Raw genomic sequence first — 15,594 nt, 5'->3', positions numbered from 1 at the left:
GCTCGTTGTTTTTATAGTTCATAATAAATTATTGTCATCCCACGAGCTTGTAGAGGGCTCCAGTCCTTTTTAATCTTTTTTGGATCCCATAATAAATCACGGGATGACAGAGTGAAATATTAGTCCGTATTTAACTCATTATATAGGTAATTAACCCAATTATCTGGAGGGCCTTGGTGTTGTTCAAGTATTTTTTTATAAATATCCATTTCCTCCTGTCTGCTTGATAAAATACGGACAACGCCTATTAAAGCGGCAATACTTAATTCAGAAGCTATTGATACATTGTCTTTACTAATTAAGAACATTCTTGCAGAAAGTATTAGCTGTGATAATTTTCGTATTTCCGGCTCGCTTAAACCTAAAATTTTATCTAAATCTTCTATTTTAACGTCAGATGGTAGAATAATTTTAGTATTAATTAAATCAAGCCAAGGTTTTATAGTATATTTTGGATATGACTTAAGATAAATAAAATTGAAATTACTGACGAAAATACCGTTATTTTGAGACAAATTATTGTAGATTAAATTTATATTATCATAATAAACCTCAGGTCTGTAAAGTTTATCAAAATTATCGGCAGCAAATATTTTGGGTTTTGTGCCAACTAAACTTAAATGATAAGTAAAAGCATAAATTACTGCTGCACTAATACTTTGGTGTTTCTTTAAATTATTATTGAATTGTTCTAAAAATTTTCTCTCCGTTGGGTAAAATTGTTTAGAAAACGGCTCATCAGAAAGTTTATATAAATTAAACCCTATAACTTTCCCTTCTTCAATGTTAAGAGACGATCCGTCAAATAATCCGGAATATAATTGTTCTTCAGTAAAAACTTTAAGTTTATCAAGTATTTGTATTCCTCCTTCCTCCTTAAAATCTTCTAATTTTAAAATATCGGAAAAAATACGTTTTTCTTTTTCAATTGATAAAATTTTATTTTTTAATTTCTCTAGAAAGGATATCTCTATTTCGCTAAGAGGTGAAATATAATGACCACTGATTAATTTTAAAAATTCTAAAATGAATGCTTGTGATTTTTCTGTATCATCTACTAAAAATGGATTGATAATTTGTTTGTCCGGTTCTAACCATTTGCCTTCTATTGCCTCGATAAAAATTTTAGAATCATTATTATTAGAGATATAAATTATTGTTGGATCGTATTTAGTCGATTCTGATATTAAAAAGTTCAATAATACGGTTTTGCCGGTTTTCTCCGTACCAAAGATACAAGTATTACCTTTATTCGTTTTATCATGAAAATTCATGAAATATGGAGTGCCTTTCTCGGTTCGCAGTAAAGTTATAGCCTTACCCCAAGGATTATATTGATTACCAAGTGTAGTATTATGAAGAGCGGTAAGAGAAGCAATATGCTCTACGGATAATGGCGACATTCTACGTATAAAGGCAAAGTTAGCAGGTAATTGCGACCAAAATATTTGCTCAATATTAAGATCTTCTTTTACATGAATAATACCAAGTTTAAAAAGTTCGGTTGATGCTTTAGCTACGGCTGCATCTAGTTTATTTTCATCTTCTTCTATAACGGCAATTGAAATTTGCTGATTACAAAATTGAAAATCTAAATTAGCTGTATCAAGCTTATTAATCCCTTTGTGATTAAGTAAAGTTGAGTCGTTAGTAATTTTTAGAATATAATCTTGACCATGCAATTTGGATATTACTTGTTTTTTGCTAATAAAGTAAAATATTTCAGTTATTATTAATTCAATTGGTAACTGTAAAAATTTATCCAGTGTATTAGAAGGAGTTTCATGATATTCTTTTATAGATAGTAAAGAAGCAAATTTATTATTTTTCTTATGATCCGTAACTACCATTTTATCGCCGCTAATTGTATAAATACTTCTACCTAGTGCATCAGATAAATCTATGATAGGTACCAAACAATCATTATTATTAAGGTTAGCTATTCGATTATATAAAAATAAAGGATTAGAAAAAACATTATCATTTTCAAATATTATACCGAGTTTTTCAGCACTGAATTCGTTTAAATCATTTAAAATATTATTAGTGATATTGTCTAATTTTTGAAAAGCTGAATCTAAGTAGTTATTTTCAAAATCAGTAATTAATTTTTTAGATAAAGAATTTATTAAAGAGTTAAAATTTGTGATGTTAACTTTAGCAGAATCATGTACTATAGATATATATAAAGTATTAACGAATTTATCATTCCAATGGTTTTTTCTTTGCCATAGGCTATGAATATTTGCCGGTAATAATTTTTTGTAAGGAGTTAAATCGTCTAAGTTTTGTTTTTCTCGTATTGTATGTAGCCAAAAAGCAAAATCATAATTGGTTATATTCTTTTTTATAGAAACTCTAACCATTTCACGTAAATTTTGTATGTTATCGCTTATTTTCTCTGAGTTAATGCCGTGTATTTTGATAATTTGTAGTAATTTACCGTCTTTGGTAAGTAAAGTATTTTCATTATAATGACATGCTATAGGTATAAAATTAGGAGCATTATAATTATATATATCTTTGTCAAATTTTCGTAAACCACTAAACACAAATAACCTGAATTTAAATTATCGTTTTGTATACTCGTTCAACTTGAAAAATTGGCTACGTCGTCTGTGTAAGTCCTCGGATGCTCACGTATTAAGTATACGCTCTGCCGCTCGGCGCTTACAGACTCCTTGCTCTTTTCCAAGTTGAACTTCGTATAACAACTCTTCATTTCACAGGAGTATATACTAATGAGCTTTGCCTGCGTGGATGCTAGAGTCGTCATTGCGAGCAACCGTAGGCCTCTACTCGATGTCGTTCCCGCGAAAGCGGGAATGACATAAGAGCCATGCAACAAAGCCAATTTAACAACAACTAGAAACTTTACCTTATTATATTTATAGTTGATAAACACTTATTCACTATAGGCAGTGATTTTTTGTAATCCTCCCATGTAATTTATCAAGACATCCGGTATAGTTATTGATCCATCTTCATTCTGATAATTTTCAAGTATTGCGACCATAGTTCTTCCGATAGGTAATCCTGAAGCATTTAAAGTATGAACTAAGGTAGTTTCGTTACTGCCGAATTCTTTATATCTTGCTTTCATTCTACGTGCTTGAAAATCTCCACAATTAGAACAGCTAGCAATTTCGCGATATTGCTTTTGTCCCGGAAGCCATACTTCTATATCATAGGTTTTTTTTGCTGCAAATCCCATATCTCCGGTGCAAAGTAACATAACACGATAAGGAAGATTCAGTTTTTGTAAAATAGTCTCTGATGCATTAGTTATATATTCATGCTCATTTTTTGATTCTTCAGGGGTAGTAATAGATACTAGCTCAACTTTACCGAACTGATGTAATCTAATCATACCTCTTGTATCTCTACCGCTACTACCTGCTTCTGATCTAAAGCACGGGGTGTAAGCAACATAACGTATCGGTAATTTTTCTCTTGGTATAATAGTATCGGCGACTATATTTACTAAAGATACTTCTGCGGTTGGAATTAGTCTGTAACCATTGGTTGTTGCAAAAGATTCTTTGGCAAATTTAGGTAGTTGTCCTGCATTATACATAGCATTATCTCGAACTAATACCGGAGGTGATATCTCAAAGAAATCCAACTCTTTAGTATGAACATCAATCATAAAATTAATTAAAGCACGTTCTAGCTTTGCTAAATCACCTTTTAATGTTACAAATCTAGTTCCAGAAATTTTAGCAGTTTGTTCAAAATCCATTAAATTTAATTTTATACCTAGTTCAAAATGCTGTTTATTCAAAGCATTTGGATTTATCTCTCCGTAAGTACGAACTAATTTATTCATACTCTCATCCATTCCGTAAGGTACTTCTTCGTCTGGAATATTAGGAAGCATATTTAATAGTTCATTTAATTCGTTATTATTATTTAAATCCTGTTCAAGTGCTTCCAACTTCTCATTTATATGTTTGACATCTCTTTGTAACCCTTCAAACTCTTCGCCGCTTTTAGAGGCCATATTACCTAAAATCTTTGATTTTACCTTACGTGCATGCTGAAATTCTTGAATTAAACTCGTAATTTTTCTTTTCTCTCCGTCGAGCATAGCAATTTTACTAGACATAGGTTCAATAAATCTTTGGCTAAGCTTTTGATCGAACAATTCTTGATTTTCTCTAATCCATTTGATATTTAACATTTAGTGTCCTCGGTTTTTCTATAAAATTACATATCATTATTGAAGTTTCATATAATAAAAGTAGCGGTATTGCAAGAGCAAACTGGCTGAAAATGTCAGGAGGTGTTAATATTCCTGCAATAATAAAGTTAATTACCACGGCAATGCGTCTTTTTTGCTTAAGTGTTTGTACCTTAACTATTTTTAGTATATTTAATATCATTATCACAACTGGTAGTTGAAAAGCGACTCCAAAAGCAATAATTAAATGAATAACTAAATTTAGATACTCGCTAATTCTTGCTTCCAAAACTATCGGTACTATCATATCACGTTTTTCAAAACTAAGAAAAAAATTCCAAGCTTTCGGCATTACAAAGTAAAAAACAAAAATACTACCGCACCAAAATAAAATAGGCGACATAAAAAGAATAAAAGCGATAATTTTTTTTTCATGGCGGTGTAACCCGGGACTGATAAATAAATAACACTCCAAAGCAATTATAGGTATAATAATAGTAAAAGCAGTAAAAGCTGCAAGTTTAATATAGGTAAAAAATGCTTCTGTAAGTCCTGTATAAATTATATTTCGTGCCGTATCACCGCTTAGCTTAGCAAGCGGTTTTAATAAAACACTATAAATATTGTCGCTAAAATAATAGCAAATAGCAAATATAATTATAAAAGTAGTAAATATTCTAAGAAGCCTTATTTTTAATTCTAATAAATGTTCTTGAAAACTATATAGTTTCATAAAAATTCTGACTCTTCATTTTGCAGAAATATGTATATCAATATTATAAACCTTTTTTAATAATTGTCATATCTTTTTAGAAATATTCACAAAGCCTAGTTTCTTTCTATATATTTTATAAAATATCGGGATAAATAACATGCTAAACAGAGTATTACCTAAAAAGAATACAGGCCAAGTAAGATATTTTGCACAAATACCGCCAAGGCTAGCTAGAATAATACGGCTAAGAGAGCTAAAAGATGCAATAATAGAATATTGTGTGGCAACAAATTCACTATTGCAAAGGCTAGCAAAATAGATAGAGATAATAGTTCCTGCAAAGCCTGCACAAAAATTTTGTACTGTAACAGTTATTATAAATGTCTTTATATCATAGCCGATAGTAGCAAGAATCATAAACATAAGAGGTGACAATAATTGAATAACTCCACCAATTAAGACACTATGAAATATACCCATTTTTGCAGCTAAAACGCCGCTTAAAGCTCCTCCGATGATCATGATTAGTAACCCGTAAGCTTTGTAAATAACGGCAATTTCATGAGTAGTAAAACTTAAATCTAGCAATAAAGGCGAACTCATAGCCATAGGTATAGAATCCGCAGCTTTATATAAAAAGATAAACAATATAATTAGCAGTAAATATTGTTGTTCATTTTTTAAGGAGATAATACTTTTTTTAATAACTTCAAAATATTGTTGTAATCCTATTAAATTAGTAGTTGTATGGTGTATTTCTTTTGATTGTGGTTCTTGGATACATAAAATTACTATAGGTCCAATTAGAGTAATGAATAGAGCAAATTTATATACTGTATTCCAGCCGAAAATAATTGATAAATATAAAGTACCGACGCTGCCAAGTAACATACCTAAACGAAACCCTATGCTACTAAAGGTAAAAGCCATTGAAAGCTCTTCTTTAGATGTAGGTCTCTCAATTCTATATGCATCAAGTACAATATCTTGTGTAGAACTGCAGAATGAAATAATAAATAAGATAATTGCAGTAATATGTAAGTTATTACAAGGGCCTATATTTAAGAACCCTGTCATCGCTAGGATTAAAAATATTTGTGATACCAATGCCCAGCCACGCCTGTGACCGAATTTAGAACATAAAAAAGGTATAGAGTATTTATCTATAAAAGGTGACCATATGACCTTTAAGCAATACGGAAATGCAGCTAGTGATATCGAACCTATTATATCAGTGGTGTATTTTGCTTCGGATAATTGATATGGAACTGTAAAAAAAATTAAATTGAACGTAAGACCGGAAATTAAGCCTAAAAGTAAAATACCGATTAAATATGTATGGTTATTTATGTCATTCTTGCGTGAATTGATCTTCAACGTCATTGTGAGGAAAAACTGTAAGTTTCGACGCAGCAATCCAGTAAAAAATTCTGATTTACAGAATATTCTATTATTATTTCTGGATTCCCACCACGCTCCTTGTAGCTGTGGATTTGTTGCATGGCTTACTTCCACCTCTGTCATCCCATGAGTTTGTAGCAGGCCCCAGTTAAAAATACTAATATTGTTAGTCTTTTTAGTTGTTTTCTGGATACCGTGGTCAAGCCAAGGTATGACACCGAACACGTTTTTTAAGCCATACAACAACGCTTTCAGTCGCTCGCAATGACGATGAGGTACACAAGCAATAATGCCTCGCAGGAATGACATAAAGGAATGATTAAAAATTTTGTACACGCAATCTAATAGCTTTAAATAGTTACTTAATATTTCATTTTTAGGGAGTAAGGAGCGACTTTGGAAAATATTTTACCGACTACCGGTATTTTAGTTACAATAGTGCTGATTAAGAAAAAGGAAGGAATAACATTTCCTTTAACCATAATTAATTGCTGCTTAGTATCAATATTACCTGTCATAGTAAAATCAAAAAATGGTCCATGTGCTTCCGTATCAAAAATTGTAATTATATTTCCTCTATAATTAAATTTACCGCTCATATCTTCAAATAAAATATTTTTATTATTAGTTATTGAACTAAGAAAACCCGGCAACGAAACAAAGGAAACAAGCCGTGTTAAAAAAGGAGTATCGACTACCGTAAAATGTTTTATAGAAAATTTGCCGTCTAATATTGGCACTATTTCACCTTTTTTTACTTCATATCTTTTTGTATTTAAGTTGATGTTAATCTGACCGTTTTGCATAGTGGTATACATTCCGAGTCCCTTAAGCAATGCTCCGGCATTATCGGATTCAATTAACCATTGTTCAAAAGTTTCCTTAGCGGTAAGCGACATCTTAACTTTTTTATTATCAATATTAGCATTTAGAAAGCCGGAGAAACACCGCACTTTATCACATTTAATTGCTAAATCAAGATTACCTAGAATTATATTATTCTTTAAAAGTATTTTTGATATATTAGTTTTTAAATTAATATTACGTGTAGAATCTCCCGCTTTTTCTAAAAACTGCATCATATTAGCATTTGATAAATCTAATACGCTTCCATAAAGTGCCGTATTAAGATTATGGTTATCTATGATTATTTGTCCTTTTAAATCCGTATGATTATGTTTAACAGAGGCTAGATTAATATTATAAATATTTTTCTTAATTAAGGCATTACCGTTAATTTTTAGATTATCCTGCCCTGAAAGGTTAAATTCAATATTTCTATCAAAATTTTTATCATTTAATTTAGTATATAAATATAAATTGGCTTTTTTATATAATTTTTTATGAATAGATACTTTATCTATATAAAATTCTAAATTATTAAGATTAGAATTAACAGTAATAAAACTCTCATTATTATGCTGTTTTTTATACTCAAAATTTAAAACGGTGCTGCCTGAAATTAATTTGAATACTCCAAATCTTTGATTATTTGCTGCAATATTGCTTTTTATTTTAAGTAAACACTCATTATTTTTATCCGATATATCATGATCATAAGTAAAGCTGCTTGCATAATTATTAATGTTACCTTTACCGCTAATATTTAGTTTATTATCTTTAAAACTACCTTTGGCTTCACCGTTTTGTAATAGGATATTATTGTCTAAGGTGTTAAAAGAGATATTTGTTAATGTCGACAAAACATTATAGCTATTAGGGATATTGGGGCTAATAGGAATTATTAGCTCTATTATTGAATTTGCCGTTCCTTTGATTTTTTTAAGATCAATATTTTGAGCTTTAATATTTTGATATGTATCATTTGGAACAAAGGCAATTAAGTCATTAATTTCACCTTTAGCAGTAGCATTAAAAACAAATTGTGATTTATCCGGTCCTTCCCATTTGAAAGTCATAATACCGTCTGAAACGACACTTTTACCGCTATATGCTTCATTAATTAGAAATTTTATTTCCGGTCCTGAAATGATTATATTAATATCAACTTTAGTCAAAGGCGGTAAATCTGTATGATATTTATATTCAAAATTCGAGATATGTAAATTTGCTTTTAAATTATCTTCTACTAAAATATTTTTTTTTAAAAAATTTTTATCTAATTTAATATTTAATTCTCCGTTTTGGATGTAACCTTGTTTTATATGTTCTCGTAAATATGAGATTATAGGATTATCCGGAATAATTTTTTCGACTGTTTGATAAATTATTAAAGGCATATTTGTGGCAGCTGCACTTGCATCGATATTTTTATCGGTTATTATACCGCTTAGTGATAAAAAAGCTTTGTCCCCAAAGGTGAGTTTGCAATTAACGGTCTTTGGATTATCTTTAGAATAGGTGGTTTTATATGAGCATAAAGCATTTCCTAGAGGTAAGTCTACTCCTTGTTTATCAGTTAAGATATCACTTTTTATTGAAGTTAGTCGTATGTCGGTTAGGGAATCTTTTTTAATTATATTTAACGAATAATCACCGGTCGTTGAAGTATTTATAATTTCTTCATCGTTATTTGAAATTACAGAAATTTTATCGATATTAAAATTAGCCTCTATTAACGAATTAGAGAAGAAATTTTTAAAATTAAAGAAAAGATTAAAATCGTTAATTTCTCCTCTAGCATTATCTATAAGACTTAAGGAAATTTTATCTATGGATAATCGGTTTTCTTTAAATTCTAAATTATGTAGTACAGCCTTTATATCATTTTTACTTAAATAAAATTCAATTATTTTTTTCAAAGGTTCATTTAAGTGTCCTTTATTTGCACTATAAACAGTTAGAGTTATAGCCAAAGATAATGAAATCAGAATTATAACAATACTAATAAAGGTTTTTTTAATCAAATTCATTTGAGTTTGTAAATCTATTGAAATATGATAAAAGCTTTATATACTCGGATAGAACTGCAAAAATTGGCTACGTCATCCTACAAGTACTCCGGTACTCACGTATTAAGTATACGCTCCGTTCCTCGTCTTGTGGACTCCTTGCACTTTTTGAAATTGAGTTTCGTCTATACTACTCTTCATTTATTTGAGGTATACACTTGGAATATAACGTATAATTTAAAAATTTAATATAAAAATCACAAAAAATTATGAATATTACATTTATCGGTAGCGGATATGTGGGATTAGTCTCAGGTATTATTATGGGGTATTTAGGTCATAATGTTACTTGTCTTGATAATGATGAGGTTAAAATATCCAAATTAAATAAGCAAATATTACCGATTTATGAAGCTAAACTTGATGAGTATCTTAAGCAAGCTTTAGAATCTGATAGGTTAAAATTTACAAATATTTATAATAATGAACTTCAAAATGCTGATGCAATATTTATTACGGTCGGTACACCTTCAAAAGGGTTGGGAGAAGCGGATTTAAAATATGTTTATGATGCTATTGATAAAGTTTTCGAGCATATAAATAAAGATTGTTTAATAGTCATAAAATCTACCGTTCCGCCAGGTAGTTGCAGTAATATTATAGCTTATTTAAAATCAAGAGGCTTTTCATTTAATGTTGCTTCTAATCCTGAGTTTTTAAGAGAGGGGAGTGCGGTAGAAGATTTTTTATATCCTGATCGTATAGTTATCGGTGTAAATAATAAAGAATCAGAGGAAATATTGCGAAAAATTTATGCACCTTTACAAGGTGCAAAGTTTGTGGTTACCGATTTAGTGACGAGCGAACTTATTAAATATGCTTCAAATAGTTTCTTAGCTACCAAAATTGCTTTTATTAATGAGATGGCTGATTTATGTGAAAAAATCGGCGGTAATATTAAAGATTTATCTAAAGGTGTAGGACTTGACCAAAGAATCGGTCAAAATTTTTTAAATGCAGGACCTGGTTTTGGTGGTTCGTGCTTTCCAAAAGATATTCTAGCATTAAATAATCTTGTAGAAAATCATCATATAGATTGTAGGATTCTTAAGGCAGTAATTAAAAGTAATAAGCAGCGTCCAAGTAATATGGTAGATAAAATAGCTACTTTGTTAGACGGAGATTTAAAAGGTAAAAATATAGCAATTTTAGGCTTAACATATAAAGCAGGAACCGATGATGTGAGAACAAGCCCTGCCATCGCAATTGTAAAGATCTTATTAAATAAAGATGTATATGTTAAAGCATTTGATCCTATCGGTCTTGAAAATGCTAAAAAGAATTTGGAACATAAAAATTTGCTATATTTAGATTCAGCAGTTGAAGCCTGTAAATCAGTAGATATTATAGTTATTGCAACTGAATGGTCAGAATTTAAAGAACTTAATTGGCAAGAAATTTATGATTTAGTAAAATCACCGATAATCATTGATCTTAGAAATATACTAGATAATGAAGCAATGAAAAAAATCGGTTTTAGATATTATGCAGTCGGAAGTAAAATTTAGTCTTGTCGTTAAGGCTGCTGATGTTATTCCCGCCTACGCGGGAATAACATAAAGAGTCATACAGTATACAATAAACTTTAACATTAATTTAAAATGCGACCTGAATTTATTCATTTAAGAACTCAAAGCTCTTATTCTTTTCTAGAAAGTGCATTAACGATTGAGAAGGTAGTAGAACTTGCTTCATCGAATAAAATGCCTGCTATTTGTTTGGCAGATAAGGGAAATTTATTCGGCTCATTAGAGTTTGCATTATATGCAATAAAAAAGGGACTGCAGCCGATACACGGAGTTATTCTAAATATAAAATACGATATAGATATTTTTGCTCAAATTTTGCTTATAGCTAAAGATGAAACTGGCTATAAAAATTTACTCAAACTATCAAGCCTTACTTTTACTAAAAATGATCGTAAGATATGCGATCACATTGATTTTGAAGATTTAATCGAATATCAAGAAGGATTAATAGGATTATGCTGTTATACCGACGGTATTGTCGGGCAATGCTTGCTAGCTCGCAACGAGGAACAAGCGATGCTGTTTGCACGTAAATTACAGGAAATTTTAGGAGATCGTTTTTACTTTGAGATTATGAGACATGAGCTACCGGAAGAACAGTTTATTGAGGATAGTTATATTAGAATTGCTGCCGAGCTTGCTATTCCGCTTGTTGCTACTAATAAAGTTTTGTTTAGTGAGAAAAGCATGCATGATGCACATGATGTATTGTTATGTATATCAGCCGGTGTTACTAAAGAATATCTGGATCGAAAAACAGTTAGTGAAAATTGTTATTTTAGGTCACCGCATGAGATGATAGAGCTTTTTTCCGATTTACCTAGTGCCATCCAAAATACCGTGAATTTAAGAGAGCGTTGTTATTTTGCCGCACATCCAAACCCGCCGATGCTGCCTAATTTTGCCACCAAAGATATTAGTGAAACGGATTTAATTAGAAAAGATGCAAAAGAAGGGTTGCTTGCAAGGCTTGCTACAAAGTTTAAATCTGAAAATATTTCGTTAGAGAATCAAGAAGAAGTAAAAACCGAATATTTTGCTCGTCTTAATTATGAGCTGGATATTATCTGTAATATGAATTTTGCCGGTTATTTTTTGATTGTATCTGATTTTATTAAATGGAGTAAAAAAGAGGGTATTTTAGTCGGACCAGGTAGAGGATCGGGAGCAGGTTCGGTTGTTGCTTGGAGCTTGCTTATTACTGATCTCGATCCGATTAAATTTGGCTTATTATTTGAAAGATTTTTAAATCCTGAACGTATTTCAATGCCTGATTTTGATATTGATTTTTGTCAGGAAAGGCGTGAGGAAGTAATTAATTACGTACGTTCCAAATACGGTAATAATAGAGTAGGACAGATTATAACTTTCGGTAAGATGCAGGCAAAGGCTGTAATTAAGGATGTCGCTCGTGTGCTTAGCTTACCTTATAAATTCGCTGATTATCTAACGGAGCTTGTCCCTTTTAGTGCAGTTAATCCAGTTAGCTTAGAACAGGCAATGCGTGAAGTCCCGGAGCTTGCAAATGCCGCTAAAGGTAATGGGTTGTATAATTTAGACGGTGAAGCGGAGTTAATTAAGCTAGTGCTTGATACTTCGTTAATTCTTGAGGGGCTGCATAGGCATTCCTCAACTCATGCTGCAGGAATCGTAATAGCAGGTACTGATTTAGTCGATATAGTACCGGTATATAAAGATGCTAACTCCGATATGCTGGTAGTCGGTTATTCTATGAAATATGCCGAGATTGCCGGTTTAATTAAATTTGATTTTTTAGGGCTACAAACCCTAACGGTTATTACCGATTGTAAGAAACTGCTTAAAGAGCAAGGGATAGAAGTAGATTTTAACAATATGACGTTTGATGATAATAAGACTTATCAAATGTTGTGTAAAGGTAAAGGAGTCGGCGTTTTCCAATTTGAAAGTATCGGGATGAAAGATGCACTTAGACGCCTTAAACCTGATTCTATACATGATTTGATAGCTCTTGGTGCGTTATACCGTCCTGGTCCTATGGAAAATATTCCTACCTATATAGCTTGTAAGCATAAATTACAACAGCCTGATTATTTACATGAGCTATTGAAGCCAATCTTAGAAGAAACTTACGGCGTGGTGATATATCAGGAGCAGGTACAAAGAATTGCTCAGGTTCTTGCAGGTTATACGCTAGGAGCTGCCGATTTACTTCGTAGAGCAATGGGTAAGAAGATAAAAAAAGAAATGGAGGAGCAGGAAGAAATTTTTGTTAAAGGAGCAGTTGCTAATAATATTTCGGAATCTCAAGCTAAATCCATTTTTGCAACCGTGGCTAAATTTGCTGGATACGGTTTTAATAAGGCACATGCTGCGTCTTACGGTGTTATTTCATACCAAACTGCATATCTTAAAGCTAATTATCCTACTGAATTTTTAGTAGCATGCTTAAATCTTGAATTGAATAATCACGATAAAATTAATTTATTTTTACAAGAAGCAAAAGATAACGGCATAAAAATTACTGCACCTAATATTAATATTTCTGAAGGGTATTTTAGTGTAAAGTTTTCGGACACTGTCATCCCGCGACTTGATCGCGGGATCCAGGAAATTTCAAAAGATACTGTGGTCAAGCCACGGTATGACATCGCGGGTGCAATAATCTTCGCTTTAGGTGCTATTAAGGGAGTCACGCCGAATTTCGGTAAGTTAGTAACGGATGAGCGAAAAGCAAGAGGGGCGTTTAAATCAATTACTGATTTTATTGAAAGATTACCCCCCAAATCTATTAACAGTAAATTATTGGAAAATTTAATCAAGTCAGGCTGTTTTGATGAGCTGCATGATAATCGATTGCAATTATTGTCAAGCATTCCAAAATTGCTTTCTTATTCAACTTCATATCACGAAGAGCAGGAATCTAATCAATTGAGCTTAATTAAAATTTCTAGTTTAAGTCCAACTATTTTAGTATCAAGCGATTATGCCGATAAAAATACTTTAGCCTTTTATGAATTTGAGGCTATGGGTTTATTTATCTCTAATCATCCTCTTACGGAATATCAAGAAATATTTAGTCGTTTAAATATTTTAAATACTGCGGATTTGCATAATAACTTACCTGATGGTACTAACCGAGTAAATCTTGCCGGTGTAATACAAAAAAAGGATTCTCGTATGTCGGCAAGAGGTAGGTTTGTGACGCTCGTGCTTTCCGATCCTGAGAATATCTTTGAACTTAGTATTTTTAGTGAGGAAGTTTTAAAAGATTATGTACATTTGCTTGATGTTAAAAGTTTGGTAGTTGTTGATTGTGACATAGTTAAAGATGAGGGAGGAATAAAACTAACGGCAAAAAGCTTTTCATCAATTGAGGATGCAATTAATAATAAACAATTTGAACTACAGTTTTATCCACAAAATCATGAAGAATTACGGCAGATAGTTACCTTGCTTGCAGCTCGTATAAATAACGAAGATCAGAGTAATGCTAAAGCTACAATCTATTTACAAAGCGCAGATGTAAAGAATTTTGTAGCAAAAATTACATTACCTGAAAAATTCTTACTCCAAGGGCAAGATTTTGAGATTTTAAAAGGATATAGTAAATAGCGTAGTTGTTGCTTGGTTCGGTTTTCCGCTGTTATTCCCGCAAGGCATTGTTGTGTGGATACCGGGTCGTCATTGTGAGCAGCCATAGGCTGCGTGGCAATCTCATGAAATAATAACAAACTCCTGAGATTGCGGACGTACAATTATTGCGTAATTTCCCTTGCAATGACGAAAAAACCGAGTCATGCAACAAATCCAATGCCTTGTAGGAATGACAAACCTTGAGTCAATTTTTTATAGGCAATACCTGAATTAACGGTAAAATGAATCTATAATTGAGTAATATTCTTTGATGTTTTTTTTCCGCTAAATACTGCATTATTATTTTTATTATCGCTAAGTTCTATATATTTTGTTAGTCGATGTTTGTCTGCTATTAACTTTGCTTCTTTTTTTAAATTGATATTTTGCTCAAGATTTGGATCTTTAATTAATTCTTTAAAATAATTACTTATGGATTTTAATCTCAATTTTCTCGTTAATTTACTTAAATACTTATAAAATTTATTTTTGATAGTTTGTTTTTTAGGTTCTGAATTTTTATTGAATGTATTATCGGCTTTAACTTTTTGTTTTTTATCTTCTAATACTCCTGTATTATTAGATCGATTTTTATTAACTTCAGTTATTAGTGCATTTATTAAATTTTGTTTTTCTTCTTTAAGTACAGCGTCATTCAAAAAGCTTGATACAGGCGAATTTTTTGAGTATATTTTGTATCCAAGTTAAGGTTAGTAGTTTCTTGTTTTGCTACGTTCGGGAGCGGTATATTAATATGCTCGTTTTTTGTTTCAATTATAGGTGAGTCTCTGAATTTATTCTCTCCAAAAATATCTAGAGTTTGCTGCGTAAATTCATCTACTAATTTTTGAGCTTTTATAGGTGTTATTTCTTCATTAAATTTATTTTTACTATAAATCTTTGACCATTTGAGTGATTTCTTCAGATGCTTTTGCTTCCGGTATAGTCATTTTGTATTTTTGTGCCATATCTTTTATGACATCATCCAATTTCTTATATTCTTCCGATAGCTCTAGCGGTTTAGGGTTAGTATTACTTTGTTTCATTTGTTGGAAAATATCTATAGCCGGGCGGTTTGCTATTTTCACTTGTATTTGTGCTTTGATAAGTATATTTACATCTTTATCATTTTTTATCATTTAAGCATTTTGCTGATAGCTCTTTAATGATTTGTTCTTTGTTAGATTTATATAATCTATAATTTTCTAAAATTTTTTTTGAGGGAGTGATTTCATGATC

Annotated in this window: 9 protein-coding genes; 2 read left to right on the top strand and 7 right to left on the bottom strand. The window is 31.2% G+C overall.

What is annotated here, in order from left to right; all coding sequences use genetic code 11:
* Positions 1-119 precede the first annotated feature (119 nt).
* From ACPKKV_RS00480 to ACPKKV_RS00460, 5 genes are all read right to left on the bottom strand, one after another.
* Positions 120-2,552 carry a VirB4 family type IV secretion/conjugal transfer ATPase gene (locus ACPKKV_RS00480; RefSeq protein WP_392505651.1) on the bottom strand — a complete coding sequence of 811 codons (2,433 nt, stop codon included), beginning with the start codon at positions 2,550-2,552 and terminating at the stop codon, positions 120-122.
* A 353-nt stretch (positions 2,553-2,905) separates the two neighbouring features.
* On the bottom strand, positions 2,906-4,183 hold the full coding sequence (gene serS, locus ACPKKV_RS00475; RefSeq protein ID WP_392505650.1) for a serine--tRNA ligase: 1,278 nt from the start codon (positions 4,181-4,183) through the stop codon (positions 2,906-2,908).
* Entirely contained in the window at positions 4,161-4,916 is a 756-nt protein-coding gene (gene tatC / locus ACPKKV_RS00470) for a twin-arginine translocase subunit TatC (RefSeq protein ID WP_392505649.1), read from the bottom strand. The genes serS and tatC overlap by 23 nt, the downstream gene beginning before the upstream one ends.
* Positions 4,917-4,982: 66 nt before the next feature.
* Complete coding sequence (locus ACPKKV_RS00465; RefSeq protein WP_410528167.1) at positions 4,983-6,635, bottom strand: MFS transporter; 1,653 nt, start codon at positions 6,633-6,635, stop codon at positions 4,983-4,985.
* A 26-nt stretch (positions 6,636-6,661) separates the two neighbouring features.
* A complete protein-coding gene (locus ACPKKV_RS00460; RefSeq protein WP_392505648.1) occupies positions 6,662-9,172 on the bottom strand; it encodes a YhdP family protein in 2,511 nt (836 codons plus the stop codon).
* 248 nt (positions 9,173-9,420) lie between these two features.
* On the opposite strand from ACPKKV_RS00460, the gene ACPKKV_RS00455 reads away from it, so the two are divergent.
* Together ACPKKV_RS00455 and dnaE are read left to right on the top strand one after the other, a co-directional pair.
* The gene (locus ACPKKV_RS00455; RefSeq protein WP_392505647.1) at positions 9,421-10,719 is read left to right on the top strand and encodes a UDP-glucose dehydrogenase family protein; all 1,299 of its coding nucleotides are present in this window, start codon (positions 9,421-9,423) and stop codon (positions 10,717-10,719) included.
* Between the two features lie 93 nt (positions 10,720-10,812).
* Complete coding sequence (gene dnaE, locus ACPKKV_RS00450; RefSeq protein ID WP_392505646.1) at positions 10,813-14,334, top strand: DNA polymerase III subunit alpha; 3,522 nt, start codon at positions 10,813-10,815, stop codon at positions 14,332-14,334.
* A gap of 269 nt (positions 14,335-14,603) precedes the next feature.
* Here the strand turns inward: dnaE and ACPKKV_RS00445 are convergent, their stop codons facing one another.
* Both ACPKKV_RS00445 and ACPKKV_RS00440 read right to left on the bottom strand, forming a co-directional pair.
* Positions 14,604-14,804, bottom strand: a complete 201-nt coding sequence (locus ACPKKV_RS00445) for a hypothetical protein (protein WP_392506894.1) — start codon at positions 14,802-14,804, stop codon at positions 14,604-14,606.
* Between the two features lie 441 nt (positions 14,805-15,245).
* The gene (locus tag ACPKKV_RS00440) at positions 15,246-15,494 is read right to left on the bottom strand and encodes a hypothetical protein (RefSeq protein WP_392505645.1); all 249 of its coding nucleotides are present in this window, start codon (positions 15,492-15,494) and stop codon (positions 15,246-15,248) included.
* Positions 15,495-15,594: the final 100 nt, after the last annotated feature.

The sequence above is a fragment of the Rickettsia finnyi genome, assembly GCF_049668125.1.
Taxonomy (GTDB): Bacteria; Pseudomonadota; Alphaproteobacteria; order Rickettsiales; family Rickettsiaceae; genus Rickettsia; species Rickettsia kotlanii.
This window is presented reverse-complemented; position numbering and strand designations above follow the sequence as displayed.